At 42.1% G+C, this 26436-nt stretch carries 21 protein-coding genes; 3 read left to right on the top strand and 18 right to left on the bottom strand.

What is annotated here, in order from left to right:
• Positions 1 to 337: 337 nt before the first annotated feature.
• The 4 genes from MKY84_RS04130 to MKY84_RS04115 all read right to left on the bottom strand — a co-directional run bounded on the left by MKY84_RS04130 (position 338) and on the right by MKY84_RS04115 (position 5738).
• The gene (locus MKY84_RS04130) at positions 338 to 1207 is read right to left on the bottom strand and encodes a GNAT family N-acetyltransferase (protein WP_342527951.1); all 870 of its coding nucleotides are present in this window, start codon (positions 1205 to 1207) and stop codon (positions 338 to 340) included.
• Positions 1204 to 3033, bottom strand: coding sequence for an ABC transporter ATP-binding protein (locus MKY84_RS04125; protein ID WP_342527949.1), 1830 nt, complete (start codon positions 3031 to 3033; stop codon positions 1204 to 1206). Before MKY84_RS04125 ends, MKY84_RS04130 begins: the two co-directional genes overlap by 4 nt.
• The gene (locus MKY84_RS04120) at positions 3017 to 4753 is read right to left on the bottom strand and encodes an ABC transporter ATP-binding protein (protein WP_342527947.1); all 1737 of its coding nucleotides are present in this window, start codon (positions 4751 to 4753) and stop codon (positions 3017 to 3019) included. The genes MKY84_RS04125 and MKY84_RS04120 overlap by 17 nt, the downstream gene beginning before the upstream one ends.
• A gap of 76 nt (positions 4754 to 4829) precedes the next feature.
• A complete protein-coding gene (locus MKY84_RS04115; protein ID WP_342527945.1) occupies positions 4830 to 5738 on the bottom strand; it encodes a DMT family transporter in 909 nt (302 codons plus the stop codon).
• 137 nt (positions 5739 to 5875) lie between these two features.
• On the opposite strand from MKY84_RS04115, the gene MKY84_RS04110 reads away from it, so the two are divergent.
• Complete coding sequence (locus MKY84_RS04110) at positions 5876 to 7570, top strand: EAL domain-containing protein (protein ID WP_342527943.1); 1695 nt, start codon at positions 5876 to 5878, stop codon at positions 7568 to 7570.
• A 98-nt stretch (positions 7571 to 7668) separates the two neighbouring features.
• Here MKY84_RS04110 and MKY84_RS04105 read toward each other — a convergent pair whose 3' ends face one another.
• The 8 genes from MKY84_RS04105 to MKY84_RS04070 form a co-directional block, all read right to left on the bottom strand.
• The gene (locus MKY84_RS04105; RefSeq protein WP_342525129.1) at positions 7669 to 9231 is read right to left on the bottom strand and encodes an IS1182 family transposase; all 1563 of its coding nucleotides are present in this window, start codon (positions 9229 to 9231) and stop codon (positions 7669 to 7671) included.
• Between the two features lie 152 nt (positions 9232 to 9383).
• Complete coding sequence (locus MKY84_RS04100) at positions 9384 to 9875, bottom strand: threonine/serine exporter family protein (RefSeq protein ID WP_342527940.1); 492 nt, start codon at positions 9873 to 9875, stop codon at positions 9384 to 9386.
• 9 nt (positions 9876 to 9884) lie between these two features.
• The gene (locus tag MKY84_RS04095) at positions 9885 to 10625 is read right to left on the bottom strand and encodes a threonine/serine exporter family protein (protein ID WP_342527938.1); all 741 of its coding nucleotides are present in this window, start codon (positions 10623 to 10625) and stop codon (positions 9885 to 9887) included.
• 1104 nt (positions 10626 to 11729) lie between these two features.
• A complete protein-coding gene (locus MKY84_RS04090; protein ID WP_342527936.1) occupies positions 11730 to 13655 on the bottom strand; it encodes a beta-propeller domain-containing protein in 1926 nt (641 codons plus the stop codon).
• 146 nt (positions 13656 to 13801) lie between these two features.
• Positions 13802 to 14962, bottom strand: a complete 1161-nt coding sequence (locus MKY84_RS04085; protein WP_342527934.1) for a saccharopine dehydrogenase C-terminal domain-containing protein — start codon at positions 14960 to 14962, stop codon at positions 13802 to 13804.
• A gap of 193 nt (positions 14963 to 15155) precedes the next feature.
• Positions 15156 to 16628 carry an aldehyde dehydrogenase family protein gene (locus tag MKY84_RS04080; RefSeq protein WP_342527932.1) on the bottom strand — a complete coding sequence of 491 codons (1473 nt, stop codon included), beginning with the start codon at positions 16626 to 16628 and terminating at the stop codon, positions 15156 to 15158.
• 106 nt (positions 16629 to 16734) lie between these two features.
• The gene (locus MKY84_RS04075) at positions 16735 to 17295 is read right to left on the bottom strand and encodes a hypothetical protein (RefSeq protein WP_342527930.1); all 561 of its coding nucleotides are present in this window, start codon (positions 17293 to 17295) and stop codon (positions 16735 to 16737) included.
• Entirely contained in the window at positions 17292 to 18083 is a 792-nt protein-coding gene (locus MKY84_RS04070) for a hypothetical protein (protein ID WP_342527928.1), read from the bottom strand. The genes MKY84_RS04075 and MKY84_RS04070 overlap by 4 nt, the downstream gene beginning before the upstream one ends.
• Positions 18084 to 18249: 166 nt before the next feature.
• On the opposite strand from MKY84_RS04070, the gene MKY84_RS04065 reads away from it, so the two are divergent.
• Positions 18250 to 18903 carry a VTT domain-containing protein gene (locus MKY84_RS04065; RefSeq protein WP_342527926.1) on the top strand — a complete coding sequence of 218 codons (654 nt, stop codon included), beginning with the start codon at positions 18250 to 18252 and terminating at the stop codon, positions 18901 to 18903.
• A 31-nt stretch (positions 18904 to 18934) separates the two neighbouring features.
• Here the strand turns inward: MKY84_RS04065 and MKY84_RS04060 are convergent, their stop codons facing one another.
• Positions 18935 to 19426: a flavin reductase family protein gene (locus MKY84_RS04060; protein ID WP_342527924.1), complete on the bottom strand. Its 492-nt coding sequence runs from the start codon at positions 19424 to 19426 to the stop codon at positions 18935 to 18937.
• A 113-nt stretch (positions 19427 to 19539) separates the two neighbouring features.
• Between MKY84_RS04060 and MKY84_RS04055 the strand changes: the two genes are divergently transcribed.
• Entirely contained in the window at positions 19540 to 20334 is a 795-nt protein-coding gene (locus MKY84_RS04055) for an endo alpha-1,4 polygalactosaminidase (protein ID WP_342527923.1), read from the top strand.
• A 105-nt stretch (positions 20335 to 20439) separates the two neighbouring features.
• Here the strand turns inward: MKY84_RS04055 and MKY84_RS04050 are convergent, their stop codons facing one another.
• The 5 genes from MKY84_RS04050 to pelF are packed head-to-tail and all read right to left on the bottom strand — an operon-like array spanning position 20440 to position 26434.
• Entirely contained in the window at positions 20440 to 21138 is a 699-nt protein-coding gene (locus MKY84_RS04050) for a DUF4956 domain-containing protein (RefSeq protein WP_342527920.1), read from the bottom strand.
• Positions 21139 to 21149: 11 nt separating this feature from the next.
• Entirely contained in the window at positions 21150 to 21848 is a 699-nt protein-coding gene (locus tag MKY84_RS04045; protein ID WP_342527919.1) for a polyphosphate polymerase domain-containing protein, read from the bottom strand.
• A gap of 12 nt (positions 21849 to 21860) precedes the next feature.
• On the bottom strand, positions 21861 to 23579 hold the full coding sequence (locus tag MKY84_RS04040; RefSeq protein WP_342527917.1) for a CotH kinase family protein: 1719 nt from the start codon (positions 23577 to 23579) through the stop codon (positions 21861 to 21863).
• A gap of 19 nt (positions 23580 to 23598) precedes the next feature.
• Positions 23599 to 25026: an exopolysaccharide Pel transporter PelG gene (pelG, locus tag MKY84_RS04035; RefSeq protein ID WP_342527915.1), complete on the bottom strand. Its 1428-nt coding sequence runs from the start codon at positions 25024 to 25026 to the stop codon at positions 23599 to 23601.
• On the bottom strand, positions 24989 to 26434 hold the full coding sequence (pelF, locus tag MKY84_RS04030) for a GT4 family glycosyltransferase PelF (RefSeq protein WP_342527914.1): 1446 nt from the start codon (positions 26432 to 26434) through the stop codon (positions 24989 to 24991). The genes pelG and pelF overlap by 38 nt, the downstream gene beginning before the upstream one ends.
• Positions 26435 to 26436: the final 2 nt, after the last annotated feature.

Here is a 26436-nt window from a genome sequence, read left to right as displayed (position 1 = left end):
TTTCCCCACCTTATTTGTAGTCAAAAAATCCCGAGAGCTTTTAACTCTCGGGAAATCTATATAGCGAAATCGAGTTACGCCTTCCACATCTACTGCAATCGAGTTCCAAACGCCAGAAATCCTCGCAAAAATCATTCGCCCCAACCGAGGCAAAGAGCGCCTCAATTGGCCCGCCTGATTTTCGCGAAATTTCTAGAGTGGCGTTTTCCACATCTACTTCAATCGAGTTCCAGGCGTTAGAAATACATTCGAAAACCAATCGCACGCATAGAGGCAATAAGCGCCTCTACGCGCACGCTTGGTTCCCGAAGCATTTCTGGACGAACGCCTTCCACATCTACTTCTTCCAATACTTAGTATGGTTCACGGTCTGAAAACCAACACGCTCATAAATCGACAACGCCGTCTCATTGTCCGTCTCCACATCGAGATAGACCGTCTTCATGCCTTCATTATGTGCGTATTGTTGCGCATACCGCAGAAGATTGCTAGCCACGCCTTGTCCACGAGCCATGGAATGTACAGCAAGTGCTGTCACCCAAACGCGTTCACTTTCACGGACGATGGTCATAGCACCCACGGCATCATCGCCGGAATGCGCCAAGAAGAATTGGCGATTCGGTGCATGAGTTGTGAATTCAATCAGTGCTTCCACTTCATCAGAAGAATCACCAAATGCGTTTTCAATGATGGCTTTCAAATCCTCTCGATCTGTCGCCCCTTCATAGATTCTTATTTCTAACCCTGCATCTAATTCTACTGGTTTTGCGAGTGCTTTCATCGTGCGCTCTGAATAAGCATATTCATACCCAAGTTTTTTTAGAAAAGCCGCAGATTGGGGGCTGTTGGAAGGATTCATGGCCGTTTGAGAATGGAAATTGCGTTTCTCAAATTCTTCACTGAGTCGTCCATACATCCGCACACCAAGTTCTTTACTTCGACGTTCTGGATGAACCATGATACTCCATTCATAGTCCCGAGTATTGATCGGGTCAATCGCCGAAGCAAAGCCTAATAACTCATCTGTTTCTTGGCTATAAGCCAGTAGACAAAAGCCGTAAAAATGTGGGTCTTTCAAGTTTTCTACACCTAAAATCGATGCGTAGCTGATGCTGTCCTGAGATGAAGCAGCGGCAACGAGTTCACTGATTTCTTGCCATGTTTCCTGGTCAACAGGTGTCGACACGACTACTAAATCTTCTGTCATTCGTTTTCTTCCTTTCCAGACATGAGCATTTGATAATAGCGCCCCTTCTGTTCAAGTAGCTTCTTTTGTGGACCTCCCTCGACGAGACGTCCTTGTTCCATTACAAAAATCATATCAGCTTGTCGCACGGTATTCAATCTATGGGCGATAACAAAACTTGTGCGCCCTTCCATTAGACGTTCCAATGCATCTTGAATTTTCATCTCTGTCACGGTATCTATACTAGATGTTGCTTCATCAAGTAACAAGACGGCTGGATCGGCAACAAGTGCTCGCGCAATAGACAACAACTGTTTCTGTCCTTGTGAAATCTCGCCACCATCCGCATTCAGTACCGTCTGGTAACCGTCAGATAACTTCATAATGAAATCATGAGCATTGGCTTGCTTAGCAGCGTCCATCACTTCTTCATCCGTTGCATTCAATTTTCCGTAACGAATATTTTCCATCACGGACATCTCAAATAGGAATGGATCTTGTAGCACAAAGGCCATCTGACTGCGCAATGTCTCTCGCGGAATGTCTTGAATACGAATACCATCGATTCGAATCTCTCCCGCATCTGTCTCATAAAAACGCGCCAGCAATTGCATGATTGTTGTCTTTCCAGCACCTGTTGCTCCAACTAACGCTGCTGTCTGACCAGGTCGTACTTCAAATGAAACATGATCAATGATTGGGTGCGGTTCTTCCTTGTTGTAACGGAAAACGACATCTTGCAATGCCACATGCCCCTTCAAAGTCACTGCATTTTCTTTGCGACCCGTATCTTCCTCTGGCTCTTCATCAATAATTTTAAACACACGTTCTGCTCCAGCAATAGCCGAAAGGACCGTATTGAACTGGTTAGAAAGGTCATTCAAAGGACGCGTAAACTGGCGGGCATACTCTGTAAAGATGACAATTTCACCAATCGTAATCTGATCATAAAATGCCAATATTCCTCCAATGGCTGCTACCATTGTAAAGCTCAAGTTATTCAATAAGTTCATTACTTTTGGGATAAATCCTGAGTAGGTCAGTGCCCAAAACCCTGTATTTCGAAGGCGCATACTTTTCGTTGAAAACTCATGCATCATACGCTCTTCTTGGGAGAACGCTTTGACAATACGCTGACCGGAAATTGTTTCTTCAATCATCCCGTTCAGTTCACCGACTGCTTTTTGTTGTTCTTTAAAAAGTTTTGACGTGCGCTTTGTAATCCAGCGTATCGCCACAAACATGACTGGCACGATTGTTAACGTTATGACTGTCATAAGAGGGCTCAGTAATAGCATGACGACCGTTGTCCCTACCAGTGTCAGAATACTGGAGAACACTTGAATAAATGATGTATTCAATGTCTGACTGACGTTTTCAATATCATTCGTTACACGGGACATCAATTCCCCGTGCTGGCGTCGATCAAAGAAGGACACCGGCAGTTTTTGCAAATGACTAATCAGGGTTGTGCGCAAACGGTAAATCGTTTGTTGCGCAATTCCAATCATCCAAAAGTTTTGCAAATACAAACTTACAGACCAACCTACATAAATGACAGCTAGCCAGATGATAATGACAGACAACCCTGTTAGATCACGATTTGTAATATAGTCATCTATAATTCTACCTACTAAATAAGGGCCTGCAAGAGCTAAAACCGATGAAATCAATACTAGGATCAAAACAACAATCAATAAGAAGCGTTGTTCATCAACAAACTGCCAAATCCGGTACAACACTGATTTCCAGTCCGAAGCTTTGTCCACTTTCTTTTCAGAGGTTCCGTTAATATCCTCTTTAGTTAAAATGGGCTCATAGCCAAACGGTTTACGAAAGAAGCTCATGTTCATCGCCCCCTTCCTGTTGAGACTGGGCAATGGCCCTATACAATTCTGAAGTCTGCATTAATTCATCGTGAGAACCAAAGCCTGCCACTTTCCCTTCATTCAAGAGAAGGATGGCGTCAGCACCACGTGCCGTCCGAATTTTTTGCGTGATGACCAGCATAGTTGCAGACTCTTCATCTAGTGCTTGCCACAAGGCATTTTCCGTGTTGACGTCAAGAGCACTTGTACTGTCGTCTAACAAGAGGATTTCCGGTCGACGCACAATCGCTCGCGCAATCGACAGTCGCTGCTTTTGACCACCTGACAAATTGACGCCTTTTTGACCCACACGTGTCTGGTATTGATTCGGGAATTCTTCTATAGAAGAATGAATCTGCGCTTTACGGGCAGCGTTCACGAGCCATTCTTGCTCGGCTTCGGTATCTCCCCAACCAAGGTTTTCTTCAATACTGCCTGTAAACAAAATGGATTGTTGCGGCACATAGCCGATTGTTTCACGCAATTCACGTAATGGCCACTGCTCAACAGCCAGTCCGTCTATACGGATCGTCCCACGGGTCACCTCAAAGAAACGAGGGATCAGGTTGAACAGCGTGGACTTCCCTGCCCCTGTCGCCCCCATCACTGCCAGCTTCTGACCAGAAGCCAGTGTAAATGAAACGTCTTGCAGGACCCATTCCTTGGTGTTCGGATAACGGAAAGAAACATTTTCAAATTCAATTTCTCCGAATGCACGTCGTGGGGACTTCCCAGAACCTAGACCTACTTCAAGCTCTTCATCCACAAGGAGTACTTCTTCCATACGCTCACTTGATGCTTTTGCACGGGAGAAGAAAATGATAATGAACGCAAACATCGAGAAAGCACCCGTCATACGCATCACATAGTTGACGATGGCGACCAGGTCACCCAGAGGCGCTTGACCTGTGTTGACTAGATCTGCTCCAAACCAAAGTACAGCTAGCAAACTGATATTCATCACGAGTAATAACACAGGTAAAATAAATTCCATAATACGGAACGCGGTGATGTTGACAGAGCGCAATTCTCCCGCGACGCCACTAAACCTCTCCGACTCATAACGGCCACGTAAATAAGCTTTAATCAAGCGAACTGCTTGAAGGTTTTCTTGAATTTGACGATTGAGGCGATCTAATGCTTGTTGGACACGTGTGAACATCTTCATCCCTTTGACACTCATCCAGTACATGAAGATGAGGAGGAATGGGAATCCGATCACGAGGTACACGGCCAGCGAAGGATTGACGATAAACGCCATTATGATACTTCCGATAACAATAAGTGGAGCACGCAACATGATGCGTAACCCCATGAAGATAACGTTTTGCGTCATGGTAACATCTGTCGTCAGCCGGGTAATCAAGCTGGCATTTGGAAATCGCAGAAATGCCGTCATTGTAAAGTCCTGCACCTTCCGGAAAAGTGCCATGCGGATGTCATAGCCATAGCTTTGTACGATGTGAGAAGCAATCACTGTGTTGGTGATAGCTCCGAAAAAGGCAATAAATGAAATGACGACCATCCATATACCGAGGTTTATAATCACCTGAGGATCATTTGCTAAAATACCATCATCAATTATTTTAGCAATTAAAAGCGGCTGGGCAAGCTCAACAGCTAGCTCCAAAAACATTAAAAATAACGCAAGAATAACTAGACCCTTGTAGGGTTTTAAATAGGAGAGAACGGTTCTCATGACACACCTCAATATTCTTCGTAATACGAATTAATCACTTCTCTTATTATGACATAGGGACGTCGAAAAACAAGTCTCAATGTTCTGATTGTTTTTCACCGGCAATCGTCAGCCAAGTGATAAAGAGCAACATAATCACCATTCCCACATATTGCAGAGAACCGAACACTTGACTGAACCAAAAGAACGATATCACCATAGCTGTTAGTGGTTCCATACTCGATAAAATACTTGTTTCAACTGCTGTAATAAATCTCATACTAGATAGGAAGAGAATAAAGGCTAAAGTTCCCACAAGTATGATAGCAAAGGTCATCACAAGTACAGTTGGGTTTAGTAGTTGTTCCCACTGGCCTGTTGACCAGACTCTGGTCGTTACACCAACAACGACTCCACCTATCACCATTCCCCATCCGACAATGAGGAGCACGCCCCACTCTTGCATCAGACGGGCTGGATACACCGTATAAAAGGCAAACGCGATTCCGACTGCAATCCCCCATGCGAGAGCTTCACCAGAAATAGCAAGTTGTGCAAAATTCCCGTTAGTCAGTAATAAAACGAGCCCTCCAAGCGTCCCAATCATACCGATGACTTGATACATCGGTGGGAGCTGTCGCCGTCTCCAAGAAATAAACAAGATGATGTAAACGGGTCCCATAAATTGCAGTAAGGTGGCCACCGTCGCATTACTGACAGCAATAGCCGTTACAAACGTATACTGCACAGCGAGCATTCCGAATATACCAAAGATCAGTAATCCCCAGCGCCAAGCCGTGTCTTTCCAAATTTGAAATACAGGCTGTTTTTTCAAGCGCAACACAATAAGTACAAATGCACCTGCTAGGAGGAGACGCACAGTTAAAAAGAACGAAACTGTTATGGGAAAGTGTTCGAGCAACCATTCCATCATTGGTCCACTTGCTCCCCATAACATAGCTCCAGTTAAAATAAGTACAATACCTTTCCAACGATTGGACTTCATAAACATATCTCCTCACTTTTGATAAGAGTACACTTTCGATTATATAGAACTTTTGTAACAGAATGCCAAGATTTGTAATGACGAATTGGTAATAATGAATTATACTGATAAAAACGAAGTGTAAAGGAGTACTGATAATGGCTCAAACTAACTATACGCTCGATCATTTACAGCAATCCCTTGAGATCAAGGATATCCCAACCGAGTGGGAACAGGTAAAAGCTGGATTAAAAGAAGGCTTTATGTTCTATGTTATAGATGCTAACGGTATTATCCTCTCAACTAATTCAAAATTTTTAGAACGAAGTGAATGGACACCTAAACGCGTTATCGGTAAATCGATATGGCAACTATTACCTGATGAAGAGTCTTCTCGCCATAAGGGCCATCAGATTCTTCAACATTTAGAGCGTGGAAGTGTTTGGCAAGGCTCACTTGAAAAGTGTACAAAATCAGGTCTTTCGTATTGGGTGCAGATTCTAGCCATTCCAATTTGTGATGAAGACGATACAGTACAACATAGTTATATCATTGAAGAAGAGATTACCGACAAAAAGACAATGCAGACGAAGTTAGAAGAAGCCGCGTACGTCGATCTTGAAACAGGCCTGTTAAGTCGTTACAAGATGGAAGAAATCATGAAGGAACAACTTACGCAAAAAGTAGAGTTCACCTATGTACTTCTTTCGATCGATAAATTTTACACATTGAAAGAGTTAATGAATGAGCAACATGAAGAGACTCTCTTGCATGAATTCACCCAACTCTTGAAAAAGTATTTTCCCGATTCTGAGATTGGCCGTATGGGACGCAATGAGTTTGCGCTGATCACACCACTCAGTGATTGGTATATCCAAGGCTTCAGTGACTTTTTAAAGGCAAACCCTGTTTATATAGAAGCAAAATCGGTTGCGCTCTCTGTGAGTGGAAGTATGACTCGTTACCCAGACGACCAAAAAACATTACACCATATCGTTGAAGCTGCTCACAACTCTTTACAGCGTGTGAAACAGCAAGGTGGAAATCTGATTACCACACTTCCTAAGGATGCTCACTCGAAGTTGTCGCGTCGTGTAGAGATTGAAAAAGAACTTCTAATTGCACTGGATCAACAACACCTTGAAGTGGTCTACTTGCCGATTATTGATACAGCAAGTAAACGCGTCACTAGCTTTGAAGCCTTGGTACGTTGGGAAAGCGACGTCTTGGGCCAAGTGTCTCCAGAAGAGCTGATCCCTATAGCTGAACAGACAGGTCTCATTAATGACATTGGAACATTCGTCTTAGAGAAAAGCTGTCTCCAAGCAGCCGATTGGCACCGACAAGGTTACGACATCAAAGTGAACGTCAATCTATCTGTCCGCGAATTCCATGATAAAAATATGGCGCGTACAGTCATTAAAATTCTGCAACAAACCGGTTGTCCGGCAAATCGTCTTCAAATCGAAATCACTGAGAAATTCGCGTTAGAGGCAGAAGCAGAGAAGACCATTATCGAACAAATGCATGCATTAAACCGCGAAGGTGTGCGCTTTGTATTGGACGACTTTGGATCAGGCTATGCCTCATTGCGTTACTTGCAGTTGTTACCGATTGAAAGCTTGAAAATTGATCGCGTATTTATTCAGGCCATGACGCAGAATGATAAAGTGATGCGTTTAATCAAAGGGATGGTTTCTCTTGGTCACTCCCTACAAATTCGCGTATTGGCTGAAGGTATTGAAACGGAGCAACAAGCGAAGCAGTTACAAGCCATGGGTTGTGATGGGTTGCAGGGCTTCCATATCTCTAAGCCACTAAAAGTTTCCGAACTAAGTGCCTATTTTCAATAAGAGGCTGGGACAAAACATAGCCGATAATATAAAAAATGACCATCGAGATTGATTGATGGTCATTTTTTATGGGTTTTTCTAGTATGCGGCCAGAGTTTCTACACTCTGGCCGCATATTTTCTCAAGTTCACCGCCATAAGTGCCAATCCGATATCGTTCTCGACCTTTGGTCGAGTGCGAACGGAGGCACGAGTGAAACCCAAATTAGCTTTCAAGAATCCAAAAACTGGTTCCACGTCCGTCTTGCGACGGCGATAGATAGACCCGGTCTTTTCTTCTGAAAGCTTGGTTCTCACATATTCTTTTTGTTCTTCCCAGGTGACATTCACAGACATCGTGCGATTGGTTCCCTCGTGTGCCTTTGTACACTGTGATCGGAATGGACAACCGCCACAGTCTTCCGCTCGATATACTTTAAACTGGCGTTCGAAACCAGTCTTGTCTCTGCGTACGCTCAAATGGGAGAAGTTAAGACGTTTAGAGTTAGGGCATTCATAGGAATCCGTTGTTTCGTCATAGGTCCAATTCGCTGTCTGGAATGGGTTGTTTTTATAGGCCTTCTTCTGTTCTCGAAGATACTGACCATAAGTGATGAGTGGTGTCTTTTGGCGTTTCACTAGGATGTCGTTATAGTTCGGCTCGCTGCCATAACCCGCATCCGCCACGATATGTTCAGGAAGTTCGAAGAAATCATCTTCAATTTTGTCTAGGAAAGGAACCATCGTCTTCGAGTCACTTGGATTTGGGAATACTGCATAAGCCAGAGTATATTGATTTTCTGTTGCGATCTGTAAGTTGTAGCCAGGTTTCAATTGACCGTTCCTCATATAATCATCTTTCATCCGCATGAACGTGGCATCCTTGTCAGTCTTGGAATAACTGTTTCGCTCACCCATGATCCCCAGGTCGATCTCATAACGATGTTTTCGGACAAGCATGTCCTTGATCAGTTTTAGTAGCTTCTTTGGTTCTTTTCGTTCTGATCGTATCTTCTTTCGTTTAGCCACGTCTTCGGTGGACTCGATCTGCGCCGTCTTCTCGTGGACATGCTCTTCGAGCTTGTCCGCCATCAAGGACATCTGTTCAGCCGTGAGACCTTCCTCGACCTCTAGAGCAGGCATGATGTTGGCTTTGAAAAGTTCTTCATACATCTGCTTGGATTTCTCAGTCAGGCTTGTCAGATATTTTTCTACGGCTCGTTTCCAGACGAATGTGAACTTGTTTGCGTCCGCCTCGATCTTGGTCCCATCAATGAAGATCGCATCTTGATCGATCAGGTCTTCTGCCACAAGACGATTGCGGAACTGGATGAAACATTCTTTGATGAGTGCGTTCATTGCGGGTTGTACACGGAAACGGTTGATCGTACGATAACTGGGTTGGTGTCCTTGGGCAAGCCACATGATTCTTAGGCTGTCCTTTGTCAGGTCTTCGATCTTGCGACCGGAGAATGTGGATTGGGTGTATGCACAGAGAATGATCTTCAACATCATCTTTGGGTGATAAGCTGGACAACCATTGTCACGTCGAAATTCGTGGAAGGCTTCATCGGGGATAGTCTCGACCAGACGGTCGATAGAGAAGGCGATATCATCTTTTGATAACTTCATCTCGATATCTAGAGGTAACACTAGTTGATTCATGTTATAATTTTTAAACATAAGGACACTTCTTTCGATTTGGATTTTGTTGTGGTGACTCAATTCTATCAGAAGTTGTCCTTATTTTTGTACACAAAAACGCGCGCACAGCAGAATTTTCTGCCGTGCGCGTTTTTCAATTAGAGTCTAGGTTTTGTCCCAGCCTCTTTTCTTTACAACTGGCGCGTATCCTCTAAATCGACGAGCGCCTCTGTTTTCTTCTTTTTGACGAGCTTGTAGTATATTTTCAAATAAATTTGCATGATGATCTCTGCAAATACAAGGCCCATAGCAATGGCTCCTGAAATTAATAAAGCTCTAGTACCTAATTCAATGGCCATTAAATAATCTTGTTCTACGACATGACGCATCGCATTATACGCAGAAGATCCTGGAACGAGTACAATGATGCCCGATACACTAAAGAGAATCATCGGCATCTTACGACGACGTGCAAAAACGTGTGACAATAACGCAATAGTAAAAGCTCCTAAAAATGTTGCGACGACTTGGTCATCTGTTTGACTGCGTGTAATTGAAAATACGAGCCACCCAACCGTTCCAACGATCCCGCAATGAATCAACATCCGGCGAGGAGCATTGAACAACACGCCAAATGCTACAGCTGCAATAAAGCTCAATAAGGCTTGTATAATATAATCCATAGCTCCTCCTTAAAATGACAAGACGAGTGCCACGCCTGCCCCAATGGCGAAGGCCGTGAGAAACGCCTCGGCTCCTTTTGATAAACCGGAAACAAAATGCCCTGCCATCAAGTCCCGTACTGCGTTGGTTATTAGTAAACCAGGGACCAATGGAATGACTGATCCAATAATCAGACTATCTAAATTGTTACCAAACCCAAAATAAACGGCAAAATAAGCGGCGATCCCGATGACAAGTGCTGCAAAAAATTCAGCAAAGAATTTTACGCGAGTCTTTAATTCTAGCAGCGTGGCAATGACATAACCAAGCGCACCAATCAACATAGCAGCCGGAAGGTTCACACTATCAAAGCCGAGTAGTAAAAGGAAGGCCCCAGATGTCACACCAGATGCAAGAATCTGCAACCAAAAAGGAAATGTCTTATGTTCCGTTTCAATTTTTCTGAGTTCGTCGTAGGCTGCTTCGATTGTTAACTCTTGATTCACAAGACGTCTCGATATCGAGTTCACCATAGCCACTTTTTCTAAATCTGTTACGCGTGAGTTGATGCGCATTAAACGTGTCGGTGCACTGTTGTTTGCACTGAACATGATGCCTGTTGGCATGACGAAGCTTTGCGAGCCGATGAGATGCTGAGACCGCGCCATTCGCTCCATCGTATCCTCTGCACGATACGTCTCTGCCCCACCTTCAATCATCAAGCGTCCAGCGAGCAAGCAGCACTCTACAGTGATTTCGTAATTCGACATGTCATGCCTCCTTTCTATTCTCTCTTCAGTCTAACGAATGAATGACCGTTATGACAATGGGTAGCTTGAATTCTCTTACCACTCCAATAAAATCTCATAAAAAAATGGCTGTGGCCTCTTAGATGTGGAGAACGTCACTCTAGAAAGTCCGAGAAAATCAGGCGTGCCAAGTGAGGCGCTCTTGGCCTCGGTTGGTGCGACTGATTTTGGAGCGTCTTTCTGACGTTCGCAACTTGATTATATTTAGATGTGGAGAACGTCACGCTAGAAAGTCCGAGAAAATCAGGCGTGCCAAGTGAGGCGCTCTTGGCCTCGGTTGGTGCGAATGATTTTGGAGCGTCTTTCTGACGTTCGCAACTTGATTATATTTAGATGTGGAGAACGTCACGCTAGAAAGTCCGAGAAAATCAGGCGTGCCAAGTGAGGCGCTCTTGGCTTCGGTTGGTGCGAATGATTTTGGAGCGTCTTTCTGACGTTCGCAACTTGATTATATTTAGATGTGGAGAACGTCACGCTAGAAAGTCCGAGAAAATCAGGCGTGCCAAGTGAGGCGCTCTTGGCTTCGGTTGGTGCGAATGATTTTGGAGCGTCTTTCTGACGTTCGCAACTTGATTATATTTAGATGTGGAGAACGTCACGCTAGAAAGTCCGAGAAAATCAGGCGTGCCAAGTGAGGCGCTCTTGGCTTCGGTTGGTGCGACTGATTTTGGAGCGTCTTTCTGACGTTCGCAACTTGATTATTCTTAGATGTGGAGAACGTCACTCAAGAAAGTCCGAGGAAATCAGGCGTGCCAAGTGAGGCGCTCTTGGCTTCGGTTGGTGCGAATGATTTTGGAGCGTCTTTCTGACGTTCGCAACTTGATTATATTTAGATGTGGAGAACGTCACGCTAGAAAGTCCGAGAAAATCAGGCGTGCCAAGTGAGGCGCTCTTGGCTTCGGTTGGTGCGAATGATTTTGGAGCGTCTTTCTGACGTTCGCAACTTGATACCATCGAGTTGTAAACACAAAGCGTCCACGGAACGGAACTCAATACACACAAAATCAGTAGACTCTCAGGAAACCCAGAGAACCTACTGATTTATGTGATTGCCCATTTTTAACGTTAATAATCAAGAGTACTTTTTTTAGTGAAGGTAGTGAAATCATAACTTTGAATTCGTTGATTAGCCAGAGTATAGAGCGTGTTATCTACATACACAAGTCGTTGTATAGAATGATTCCACTCTTCATACTGCTGCCCTTCTACTCGCTCATTCATTAGAGCCGCTTTTAGTTGAATACCCTCTTCAGGCGTTACAGAATAGACATGGGCCCCATCGCCTTCAAAGTTCATAGATTCACCTGGCTTACCATCGTAAATTGTTACAGGAAATCCGTAATAACCCTTCCCTGCATGAATCATCATAGCTTTGTGATCGTATTGAACAGGTGAATAGGTGCCTTGGCCACCAATAATTTCAACATCTTGCTCTTTTGGGTTTGAAAAATCACTGACGTCGAACAATGATAGTTTCATACCTCCAGTGACCAAGCTAGGCTCTTTTGAGCCAGGGAATTTAATCATCTCTGTATCATACCCAACTCCCAGTAGATGATTTTCACCAATCGGGTGCAGGTAGTTGCTGAAGCCCGGAATTTTGAGTTCACCTAATACCGCAGGTGCCGTCGGATCAGATAGATCGAATACAAAAAGTGGATCGGTTTCTTTAAATGTCACCATGTATGCTTTGTCACCCATGAATCTAGCAGAATAAATGCGTTCTGTCTTAGCCAGACCTTTAATTTCACCTACACGCTTCATTTGCTCATCTAAAATGAATAGGTGATTTTCAGATGGTTGAGATTCATCCCACGCGTCTCCTTCCGTTGTCACTACACGGAAATGATTGTCGTATTCGTCCATTGAAAATTGATTGAGGAGATGGCCCTCAACACGATGCGAAGCGATGAACTCTACAGTTGTTCCTTCAAAATCAAATTTATAAATATCTGTATCCCGCACACCTGGGTTCCACATGCGAGTATCCATGTCTGCGCTAGAATCCTCAGAAGATTCTTCTTCATCTTCTGCTGTATAGACGGTTGTAGTTAAATAAAGGGACTCCAAGGACATATAAAATTGCTCACCACTACCGAGATATCCTTCTGTAGATAGCTGATTCTCTGACAAGTCATTTAGAGAAATGGCAGAAATCAAGGTGTAGCCGCCTTCTAGAGTATCCGGTAATATCGTGATGTTTTCATAATCCATCACTTCCGGATCTTCACTTGCTTCGGAATCATAAGTGAATGGTCGTAGCTCTACATCATCGTCTTCTTCTAATGCCCACATACGGCTATAAAGACTAGAAGTAAAATAAATCGTGTTATTTGTCATCCTTGCGTGTCCGAGGTGTCCCTCCGCCCCTACTTCCCTAACAAGCTTTGGATTCGTAGGATCTTCCAATGTGTAGATACTCGCAAGCGTCATCCCATCATACGGTGCCCATTTCTTGCCTTCTGCAGTCTTTTGTAGAGGCCCTCCGTCATACATATAATTTTGATTTAAAACAACTAAGTAATCTTCCGTCAAGAAAAGTTGTGACGGATAACGTGAATTGCCAAATGTAATTTTCCCCGCTTCTTCCATTTGATCGGGATTTCGGATATCAAAGATCACCACATCTTGTTCTGACACTAAATAAATGTAGTCTTCATTCAATTTCACAGAATCTGCTTCATCGACACCTTCCACTTGATTGTTTGTCGTAGAAACATCGGCGCTTTTTGTGCCTGATTCACTACCTGCCGAATCACTTGAGGCAGATTCTTCTGCTTCGCTGCCTTCAGTTGCCAAGAGACCATAGTTATTTTTTTGTGATTTACGAACACGCTCAAAATAGTCGCGCAGTTGCACCTCTTCATTCACAACAGTCATTTCAGGGTAGGCTTTAACAGTTTCCCCTTTCATAAAACCAGAAAAATAAAATCCACCAATTAGCAACCCGACCAAAAGCGTAGCTAGCATGGGCATCTTCCACTTAGTCATCGTCTTCCCCTCTTTTCTCATCAGTTTCTACTCCATTAGACTCAGTAAGAGGAAGAAAGTTACAATGAAAAATGGATTTATTTTTCGACCTATTTCCCGGGAAATATACAAAAACCTGCAATCAATGTCGATTGCAGGCCCTTGCTTTAAAGTTGCTCTGATTTTACATATTCTTTGATTTCGACTCCACGAGCAGCCATCTCTTTCATGTAAAGATCGCCTGGGACAATCGTTTCTGGCGGAAATACACCATGAGAAGTAATCGTTCCATTTCCAATCATTTGAGCGACGACAGAAATTGTATTAGCAGTGGCTCTTGCCATCGCCGTCGTTCCAGATAATTCATCTTTAGTAGTCACCAGCTCATACATGTAACTTTTCTCTGTCTCGCCTTCAAAGCCTTCTACTAGTACGCGCAATAAAACAGCATCTTTCTTATCACCTAATCTAAGTTTAGGCGTCAATACCTCACGTAATACATCTCGAGCAGATACTACGTGTCCACCCGCGTTCACCATGGTCTCTTTATTCGTCAGACCAAGATCAACTAACAGCTTGAACTTCTCCGCATGCCCTTTATACCGAATCGTCTTGTACTCCAAGGTATCAATGCCTGCAAACGTATGTCCAAGTGTTGAGGTCCCGCCTGCCGTATGGAAAGCTTCTAGTTCTTCAAATCCATCGAATTGAATCGGTTCAATCTCAGATAGAGAGTCTACTTCTTGAAGCTCGCCATGCCGGATGACGTGAGATTTATCCGTATAGTGATCAAATACTCCATCTAACGAGAATACGAGATTGTATTTAAAGATTCCTTCAGGTTCAACAGGAATTCCGCCAACGTACAATTTGATACTCGCTACTTTATCCAGCTTTTTAGCACCATGTCCTGCTAAAATATTGATCATTCCAGGAGCCACCCCTAGATCCGGAATGAGTGTAACACCAGCAGACTTTGCTTTTTCGTCTAATTTTAAAATATAGTCAGTTGCCCCACCAATGTGACCACCTAAATCGACAGAATGGACACCCAGTTCGATAGCAAACTCTGCCACACGTTGGTTGAACGAGTAGAATAATGCATTGACCACGACATCACAGTCGCGCATCAAGGATTTCATCGACTCTTCATCGGCTGCGTCTAAATGGCGCACTTCAAGTTTTGGATTTTGCAATTTTTGAGCAAACATCTCTGTCTGACCAACATCTAAATCTCCAAGGATGACCTTTTCAACGTTTGCGCTCTTCACTAAATCGGTTGCTGCTTCTTTCCCCATCAAACCAGCACCTAATACTCCAACGATCATATGTGAATCCCCCTTTGTTTTCTCTCTCCCCTAAAACTTTTACCCCTTCTATCGAGTGGCGTTCTCCACATCTAACGAAATCGAGTTGCGCCTCCTAGAAATCCCGCAAAATGCCATCGCGGCCCATGAAGCAAAAAGCGCTTCACGGTCCACGCTGTCATTCCGCACAATTTCTGAACAGTCGGCTCCACATCTAGTTTGTATCAATTTGAGCGCGTTGTAATTTCCCACTAAAGTCCACGTAAATACTTTTCCATTCGGTGTAGACATCTAGAGCTGCGACTCCTGAATCGCGGTGGCCGTTCCCCGTTCCCTTTGTGCCTCCGAAAGGTAGGTGAATTTCTGCTCCTGTCGTCCCTGCATTGACGTAAACAATTCCCGTATCCAAATCACGTTGTGCTTTGAAAATCGTGTTCACATCTTGTGAGAAAATAGAGCTCGACAAGCCGAATTTCACACTATTGTTGACTTCAATAGCTTCATCTAAAGAAGCTACTTCAATGATGGACACGACTGGGCCAAAAATTTCTTCTTGTGCGATACGAGAGTCCCACGGAACATCTGTGAATAGAGTAGGTGCGTAATAGTTACCGTCAGCTAGCTTGTCGTCTTTTAAGATTTCGCCGCCTGCCAGTAGAGTTGCCCCGTCTTGCTTCCCGATTTCCACGTAACCATGAATTTTCTCTAAGGCAGCTGCATTAATCACGGGTCCAATTTTCACAGATTCGTCTGTGCCATCACCAATCGTTAAGTGTTTCATTTTCTCCAGTAAACGTGTTTCCAATTCCTTCTTCACATCTTTATGCGCAATCACTCGACTACATGCCGTACACCTTTGACCGGCTGTTCCAAATGCACTCCAAAGGATACCGTCAACTGCTAAATCTAAATTAGCATCTTCCATAACTATCACGGCATTTTTACCACCCATTTCAAGTGATACTTTTTTCAAGTGTTTGCCACCCAGTTCTGCCACTTTGCTTCCTGTTTCAGTAGACCCCGTGAAGGAAATGACTTTCACATCTGGATGTTCAATCATCGCTGTCCCCACTTCCGATCCAGAGCCGAATACGACGTTAGCTACACCGTTTGGAAGGCCGACTTCTTCAAAGATTTTTGCCATTTCATAAGCCATCATGGGTGTTTCTGTTGCTGGTTTCCAAAGGAATGTGTTTCCTGCAACAATTGCCGGGAATGACTTCCATGTCGCAATAGCTACGGGGAAATTCCAAGGCGTAATAAGTCCGACGACGCCAATTGGCGCTCGAACACTCATCGCGAATTTATCAGCAAGTTCAGAAGGCGTCGTTTCTCCAAAGAGACGTCTTCCTTCACCCGCCATATAGTAAGCCATGTCGATGCCTTCTTGGACCTCGCCACGACCTTCTTCGATGACTTTACCCATCTCTTTTGTCAGGACTTGTGAAAGATGCTCTTTCCTCTCTTCCATCAAACGGCCAATTGCATAAAGATATTGAGCACGTTTAGGTGCAGGGACTTTGGCCCACTGTTTCTGAGCTACTTTGGCTCCTTCCACAGCCTTTGCCACTAATTCAGCATCACCCATTGGCACGTGAGATAAAACTTCACCTGTTGCGGGATTCAGTACTTCTTTAGTGGATTCTGATTCTACCCATTCTCCGTTGATAAAATGTGTTAATTTCATTCAATCCCTCTTTTCTAGTTGTCATTGCGAAAAGCTCTTCATGTGAAAGCGCTTACAGATACTATTCGACATGATGAGCAGAGTTCCTTCTAAATTTTTCAAGTTTTCATTGAGGAAACTGAACAAGAGTTTTCATGGGAAGCTCACTCGTCTCTCTTTCAAACGATTTTCTCTTCCATAAAAATCCGAAATAGTAAATATAACAAATGATAGATATCACAAGTAAGCCTATCACCCAACTACCAGCATCACTAGTTGTAAAATGAGGAGTGAGACCAGTTGCAGCGTAAATAAAAAGTTGTGCTCCTAAAAATACTTTGGGAATGCCTGTACCAAGTTCCGGAAGCCGTTGCGTGGACACAATAAAAACATATGCAAGCTGTAGAATAATCAATGCTCCAACTATACTTTCAACCAGAACGGGATATAAACTATAAAGGACCGGAAAACCTATTGGTTGCAGTCGAGTAAATAACAGAATGAATGAAATTATAGCAAGGACCAGTGAAATGGTTTTCCCTATTAGTGCTTCTCTGGTTTTAACTGAATCAAACGCCGTAGCGATTAAGAAAAAGCCTAGAACATCTGGTAACACATCGATCCTGTCGATATTGAAATCGAAGACAACTACTAGGCTTCCTAATAAGACACGCTTGTGAAAGTTCATTTTTTCTTCGCCTCCTGCACTTGCGCTTGGATCCATTCTTCGGAAGGTCTGCTGTTAAACGTTGACACTAAGAATAGTTCACTTGGTTCTCGAAATTCTTCTTTAATCTCTAATTTAACGGTTCCCCACTCCCCCAAAAATAGTGCGGGTGAATCGGATTTCACAACAACAAATGAATCTCCTCTACTAATTGAAATCGGCTCGGTCAATGGAACGTTTAATTCTTTGTTGTTTACGTGAATACTTAAAATTTCAATACGCTCATCTGGAATGATATCAGTTAAAAGAAAATCATCCTGTGCCCTATAGGACTCTGTCTGTGTTTCATTACTGCCAATCCAAGATTGAGAAATAAGAACGTCGTTTGTCGGGAGCTTTTGCAGCACTTGAAGAGGAAACACCTGACTCGACCCATCTCTAAAGTGGATAGTGAGGGTTTCAGCATTCTCTATAAACTCATAATAGCCATCGTGTGGCAATTGAATGGTTGCAGAATAGATTGCGTGATACGGATACTCTACTTCAAGTTGCGCATTGACTTGTGGCATCTCTTCAAAAAAGAAAATTTCTCCGTTCCCAGGTGCAAAGTTATGTCCCTCAATCTCAACTCGTTCCACATCCGCAGGTTCAAGTGTATTCGTAATGTACGAGACAAAAACCGAATTAAGTTCCATGTTCATTTGACTGGCCACTACCACTGGCTCATCCACTGCTTTCGCCTCATACACACCGATTGACAACCAGCGAAGCCCCACTAGTATGACGAGTACAATCCAAAACTTCTTCATTCCTCTATCCCCCAGAATTGATTTTCTTCAGTATAGTAGATTGTTTGATACTCGTATATCCTTTTATTCCATTTATTTGTATTTTAAATCAAAAGAGGGCTCGTTCTAAAATGTTCAATAGAAGGGAATAATGCTATGATAAAGGGACTAGAGAGGTGAGGGCTTCATGAAGAAATGGATGGTCGTATTACCTGTTGGTTTATTAATAGCATTTTTACTCTATCTTCATTTTGATTTATTCCGCTATCTGTACACAGGAGATGTCGATCGCGCTCAGGCCTACCTCACAAGAAATTGGGCAGCCACACTCCTATTAACTTTTTTAATAATGTTGATTCAACATACCTTAACAATCTTCCCTCTGCTACTCGTCATCTCCATGAATGTACTGGTCTATGGCTTAACGATTGGGTTTCTATGGAGCTGGTTCGCGAGCGTAGTGTCTTCAGCTGTCGTTTTTTATGCAGTTCGGTATTTAGTGGATGACTTAGTTGTACGAAAAATACCTAAATCGGTCACGCGGTCTATTGAAGCAAATAGTTTTCTCTATGTCTTTCAAGCTCGTATTATTCCCTTCATCCCTACCAGTCTAGTTAATCTAGCAGCTGGTTTGAGTCACGTCCGTTTCTTACCGTTCATTACAGCAACAGCACTCGGAAATTTCATCTTCTTTTTCTTGTTGGCTCTTGTGTCAGAAGGGATTTTAGAAGCATCGACTGAGCAATTTTCTCTCTTCGGAGTGGCCATCACAGCCTTTATCATTTACTTACTTTATTCATGGCAGAAGCGCAAATGGAAAAAGAATAAATTAAGCGCATAAAAAAACCGCCACTGGTAAGTGACGGTAAGCATTACGATTGTTGATAAAAAGCATCTGGAATTTTTCCAAATAAGCGTTTGTGATACAAAAGTGGTTCTTTTTCTTCATTGTGGATAGACGTGACTTCCCCGATTAAAATCATGTGGTCACCGGCGTCCACCGTTTTGTAAACTGTGCACTCTAATTGAGAAGCTGTTCCTTTTAGAACAGCCAATCCATTTTCACCTGGGTGCCACTCACATTTTCCAAAACGATCCTCCACGCGACTTGCAAACAACATGCATAGATCGCCTTGATCTGCCGCCAGAATGTTGACGTTAAAAGATGTGGCTTTAGTAAACGCATCGAAATAAAATGCATTTTTATCGATAGACCATAAAATAAGTAAAGGGTCGATTGAAACCGATGCAAACGAGTTGACTGTCATACCTATAGGGTTTCCATCAGTGTCTTGAGCAGTTACAACCGTGACACCTGTCGGATAATTCCCCATCGCTTGCTTAAATTGCGTTACAGCGTCCATACGGATCACTTCCTTCTTTCTAATGTTTGTTCTCTTTTATCATACTAGATTAGGTAGTGAAATGCTTTCCATATACTCTCATTCAAAAGACTGAATTTTGAGGAGGCAGAGCTATGAAAAAGGCGATACTACTAGGCGTATTCTTAACTTTTAGTGGAATTGGAGCGTGGATGCAGTATATGGTATCAAACCCTTTAAACTCTGCCACATCGTTCATGATTTTTTATGATAATCCGACCGAACAGACCATCTCACGACTAAAAGAAGTCGATGTCGCCATCATAGCTGTACACGCATTTACCCGAGAACAAATCAAGGAAATTCAAGATGCAGGAACTCTCATCTTTGCTTACACCAGCCTCATGCAACTTGAAAATTGGAATACGACTATGACCTCGCAAGTGAAATCAAATGACTTTGTGGAACAAGACGGGGAAAGAATTTATATCAAAGAATGGGATACTTACTTAATGGATATTCGGCAATCTCATTACCAACAACTTTTGTTGACTAAGATTGAAATTGAACGAAGAGAGAAGCAAGTTGACGGTGTTTTTTTTGATACAGTTGATGACCTTTACTACTATTTCCATGATACAGAAGAGCATAAATCTTATCTACTAGCGTATGAAACCATCTTAAAGGATGTCAGCGACCAGGGGTTAATCATTTTTCAAAACCGCGGCTTTGAAACTCTTCAGGCTAAAGGAGAGCCCTATGTCTCAGGTGTGCTATGGGAAAATTTTGATAGCTCTAATTTCGAAGAAAGTTCTTGGGCTCGGAATTGGATGTTAAAACTTCATCGTTATCATACTAGTGGTAAAGTTAGATTGTTCACAGAAGTACGATCAGACCCTTCAGAGCAAGTAAGCCTAAACCTAGGTTTCCCTACATTCCGCAAAGAATAATTCTATACATTAAAAAGCTGAGACATTGCTAGAACATTACCTGCTCTTGACTCCACTCAAGATAACAGTTTGTTTTAGTCTTTGTCTCAGCTTTTTCAATTCCTGCTACACCGCGTAATCTCCGTTATATTTTACAAGAGATGCATCGCGAACACCAGGCGTGTCTACAAGTTCGTTCAGAAAACTCGTATTGTCTATTTTCAAGCGAATCTCGGCAGTAAGCTCAATCGCTCCTTTACGTACAATTTTTGATTTCAGCTCATACTGTATCTTTTGTAAGACACGCTTCACCTCATCATTTGCTTCGTCCGTGTAATGGATAACCAATAAGTACATCGTATCCGTATGTTTTCGGCGCGCCATAACTACAATAATTGCACCAATAACTAAAGCGCCTATTAAGGTTAAAAAATAGAGTCCTGCGCCACTTGAAATGCCCGAGGCGATTGCCCAAAACATAAATACTATATCAAGAGGATCTTTGATTGCTGTACGAAAACGAACAATACTTAGTGCTCCTACCATACCTAGAGATAAAACAATATTCGTGCTGATGGTCATAATAATTAAACAAGTGATCATAGACATCATAAGTAATGTTCCGTTAAATGTTGGACTGTAAAGAACACCTTTATATGTTATTTTGTAGATGAAGTATATGAATAATCCAACTCCAAATGCTACGGTTAAACTAAGTAAAATATCAATAATAGATAAAGAGTCCATTGCAAAGTCTTCAATAAAACTATCACGCAAGATATCTGTAAACGTCGTTTGTTGGTTTGTTGCGTCTGTACCCGTCATATCCCTTCCCCCTAAAACCCGTGATACTGAATCGACGCCATTCGGCAAAGAACATATTTAGAGATCGCAGACCTTTGATGAGCGTCTAATTGAATCATTTGCCGTATATATTCTGGTAAGAAATGATCATATTTGACTTCAAGAATCATTTTTGGGTAGTCGATGACTTCTTCTGTAATGGCATCTTTATCGAAAATGTCCATTGAGTTGGTGACGAAACTTAACTCTTTATCAAAAGTAATACGCACATTACTGATTGAAGATTTATACGCTTCTCGAACATAATCCACAATAACGCGAGGCCTCATGAACTCCCCTTGCAAAAACACATAAAACTCGTTAGCCAAATCGTCATCTCTTTCTTTCAAAAATTCATATTCTTGTGCGCGGATAAGCTCGTATTCTGCACGGGATATCGAGAGGGAAGTTTTTAAAATATATTCCCCCTGCCTACTCTTACGTTCTAACTTGATAACCTCGTCTGAATGATTGTAGATACGAATTCTGAACTTTTTCCGCCGGAAGATTCCATTATGTTTTTGATACAAGTCTGAATCAAATAAGTTATCGAAGTAGAGGCTTCGTATCAAGTACCCCTCGTCATTTATACTATGCTCGTCACTTGGTAAGACGGTTTTTAATCGATGACGCACTACATCATAATCACGTGTATGGATGTAGTATTTGTACTCATGGCGAAATGTTTTCATACAATGGCCCCCCTACTTCACAATAATCTCTTTAACTCCCCAATACCGAACCCCGTTTGAAGCTACCGTATAATCAAAAGGAATTTGTTCATTACCTGAATCATCCGTGATTGTTACACGAACATAATACCGACCTTTTTCTAACCGAGGAATTCTTAGTTCAAATTCAGTGTTCACTTCATCTACAATCAAGTCAGTCATGTCTGGTGTTGAACTAAGTTGAACCAAATAGGTGAGTTGCTCATTTTGAAGATCAAATGAAGCATCCCACTTAAACACCTCTTCCTCTCCTTCGCGTTCGTAATTTAAAAAGATAGGCATAGGATAGTCAAACGATTTGAGTGTTCGCTCTTTATACACATCGATGACAGAGTACAAGTTCGTATAATAGCTATCAAATTGGTCTACTTCCATATCTAAGTGACGAATATCTGGACGCTGCTCAATGTATTTCTTCGCGATTGGGTAGTAGGCGTCTAGAAGCTTTGTTGTCTGTTCTGGAGTAATTGTGCCTCCAAGTTCTTCTAATTTAGCGCGCAGATCTTCTACATTTTTACTGTTTCTTAAAAAGCGTCTATGAAGGGCTGTTCCCCAGTAACGAGCAATACCTTCTTGCCACATCGGCATCTTGTCCGTGCGCTCTAAATCCCGCCCTAATGCTTTATCAAAGTCCCATGGTATCAAATACCACTTCGGCTGATTGAGCGGATGGTAGAGATAGTAGTTTGTTGACATAGTGTCATAATTTCCAAAAAGTAGATTAAGTGCTAAAAAAGTTAGATAGTTATCTTTGTCAAAATACTTCTCAAATACTTCATCAAAATTAGCATTCGGATCATTGATAGCGTCTAACAACTCTAGAAGCGGCGTATGGTCTTCACTGCCATTAATTCGGAGCACTCGTTCAAATGCTTCTTTATCGTAGGATGGATCATCAGCCAGCTTGAGAGCATCTGGATAGCGTAAAAATTCAAAGTTCTCAACTTTGTAGAGCTGGCCACCTGTATTTAGTCCTCGAGAAGCCAAAGCTTCTTCATTCAATTGTTCAACATGTGTATAGAGACCATAGCTCTCAAACTCGTCATTACTAAGATCTTGCGTCTGGTCTTTAACATGTAGTTCAACGAAGTTGGTGCGTAAACTGATAATGTCAGGCAACCGCGTAAAGTAATCGAATGCTAACTTATTTCGGACACGTGTTCGATCATCTTTATGCTTGTTTAGATTTAAAACGCTCTGCCCATACCAAAGTCCAGCAGAATCTTTCAAACGAATTTTATAAGACTTTTGCGATTCTAGCCGACTAGATCTTCCTCTTAATTCAATAGCCGCATTCGTCTTATCAATCCCTTTTGAAAACCCGTTTTCTATAGGTCCTTCCCCATTACCAGTTTGAAACAGGATTTGTAAGTCAGGCCCTCCTTCTAAATTAGTAAACTCTTTGTAAGATTCGTCTAATTCTTTAAAGGTTAAATCATTCTCTGACACTTCTTCTTGGTTGAAAATCGTGATGTACACATGTTCTACTTTGTCGAATTCTACTTTATCGTAAATTGTTTTATTCTCCACTAATCGAGAATCTTCCTCTTTCTCTGCTGCTGCCGTCAAAACTACGGAGACGGGTTCTTCATTTGTGAGTTCTTGCATGGAATAATAGCCTTGAAGGCCGATTAGAAGAGTGATGACCCCTACAAACGCGAACACAATCCCAACTATGCGAATCCAACTCATTTCCCCCGCCTCCTATTTCTCAGTCATGACGAACGACGTATTTTTCAATCCATGTAGATTGTTGTTTTGCAACAATCGGTTGTGTACAAAATGTTGAATAATCAATTTCATTCAATCCGGACTTCATAAGAATTAATGAAGCTACCATTCCCACTGCTCCGCCAACAAATAGATTCACACCTAGTGGAATCCAAGTAAATGTTGATAGGACTGTGACCAGCATTGTCACACCTGCAAAGAGAAGAATGACTTTAAGCGCAGAGCTTCGATCATCAAAATACAACATGAGCATAAATACATTGATTAGAATCCCAATGAACCAACTGCCGATAGCAGCATAGATGAAAATATCAAGTTGACCTTGTGTCACCCCAATAGATGGTAAGAGTGTCAATCCTAAAAATACTGCCGTAAGAATGACTAGTAGTTGAATCTGTGCTAGAAACAGAAGTTCTAACCGTAAAACTCGAAACATTTCTCGTTTAGCATTTTCAATCTCAGACAACGACGAACCATTTAAAATACGACTGTAATATTTTTTGTATGTTACATAAAATTTTGTTTCAATAGTAACCATGAACAAGACAAGTGCAGGTAAGACACTTAAATAGGCATAAAAAATTGGCACATCATAGAAAGGAGCGATGCTAAACGTTTCTGCCACAATCACTTGATACTCTCCTTGCCAAACAATAAAACTGTGTCCGTAAAGACCTAGATAGTAGAAAAACCCTATGGCAAAAAGAGCTGGATATCTTTCTAGGTAGCGTAAAAAATCAAAGTAGTTTTTATCATCGACTTGAAAATAAAGTTTTACGTAGCGGAATAACAGGGCATACACTAAACCAAATCCACTGACGATACTGACCATCATGGCAAATGAAGTCGCCCAGCCAAACACTTGGATGAATAACCAGCTCAGTATGAAGCTAATGGCAATGCCAATACCGTAACTGATAATGATTCGTTTGTAGTCTTTCAACGCCGAAACATACATCGATAAAATCCAGATTCCAATTAGTTCTACGAAGAACAAGTAAGAAAGAAACTTGTAGGCAAAACTTAAGGGAGAGCCCCAGTAAAAGACAATTGTGCTGATGAAACCAATAAAAAACGTGATGGCGAGTAACCCATATAAGGAAGATAATACTTTCGTTTCTTGTTCCAAAAACGTTTGGTCCGCTACATACCTAGCAATTAAAAATAAAAAACCACCGGTCAACAGTTGAGAAAAGATGAACGCGTACTGCGTGGTAGCCATGAACAGTAACACTTCTGAAAGAGGTGTTCCAATAACTAGTAGCCATTCTCGAACTACGGTGATGAGTAAAATTGTTAAGAACATCGGGCCCGTAGCCACAATGGCTGAAAAGCTCATAGCGCGTAATTGTCCTAGAAAGTTGGATTGATCATACAGTTCTTTCAGTTGAAATCCGATCCCTGCCATCTTTTTTCACCTCCTGCGACAAATAGAGTGTATTGTAGTTCTGAATCATCTGGTCAAGTTGGTAATAAGTAGAAACTCTTTCTCTACCTGACTCTCCGTATTCCAATGCAATTTGTGGAGTCTGTAAGATTCTAATGCATTGCGTGGCCATCTCTTGATAGTGCATCAGTGGAACAACAGCTCCTGCCACACCAAATTCATCATGCGGCCCTTCAATCATCTCCCTACAAGCTCCTACATCCGTTGAGACAACTGGGATTCCAGCTGCAAAAGCTTCCAATATCACAAGAGGTTGTCCTTCACTTATACTTGATAACACTAAGATATCTATGAAACTCAAGTAGTTACGAATATCGACATTGCCTGTATAGGTTAAGTTCTTAATATTTAACGCTTCTGCTAACGCCACACACTCGTTGTAGTATTCTTGATCTTCATCGTTAGGACCAATCAAATAAAAGTGGGCATCGGGTATGACAGATTGAATACGAGAAAAGCTTTGTAACATGGTCTTTATATCTTTAATGGGAACAATTCGTACAACCGCACCAATATGATAGCCAGGTCTCTTCTCACGAAGAACTGCAGCAAACCTTGCGACATCAACACCATTACCAATGACCATCGTTTTATCGGCTGGACACCCTAAATCTAATTGAATTCTTCTATTTTTTTCAAATAGTGATGTCACCTTATCGGCATACTGATACGTGCAGGATGAAAGGTTATAAAAATACTGAATCCAGATATCCTTAAAGTAACCTTGAATCCATTTTGCTTTGATAATTTCCTCTTCTCTCTCTCGTGTATAAATTCCGTGTTCTGTCAAAATAAGAGGCTTTTTGAATTTATGTTTTGCAAGGCTTCCCAAAATACCTGCATAACCTGTTGAAACGGCATGATAAACATCTGCTTCTGGAATGTCTTGGTCCATTGTGATGAACAGCGGCAACAACATAGAACGCAAAGACCAAAACATATCTGTGAAAGGAACATAAGGGAATCGAGTTGCACACAATTCATATACGACGTCATAAAAATCTTTGCTGACTAAAAAATCAGGGATTGAATCAATACGCTTTTTTTGAAATAGGTTGAACAAACTGTCCCAATCTGTCTCTTCCCCTGCAATCAGTTGATAGATCGCATTCTTTTCAGAGGGTGACAGATTATAGCGTTTGTTATGTTTTGGTTCGACATCTAAGTACCCTTCTAAATAAATTTCCCGCAATTCTCTTAAGTTCTTAGGCGGTGGATATTTCACTGCAAGCCCTTCTCTCTGTCTTGGAGAGATGGAGTATACAATAAAGTCATGTTGCGACATTTGCTCCATTAAATATTGAAGCCAACTTGAAACACCGCCAGTCGTCCGTGGATAAGCGCCCTCTACAAATACACATATTTTCATTA

Origin of the sequence: Chryseomicrobium sp. FSL W7-1435, assembly GCF_038595005.1 — a bacterium.
Lineage (GTDB): Bacteria > Bacillota > Bacilli > Bacillales_A > Planococcaceae > Chryseomicrobium.
This window is presented reverse-complemented; position numbering and strand designations above follow the sequence as displayed.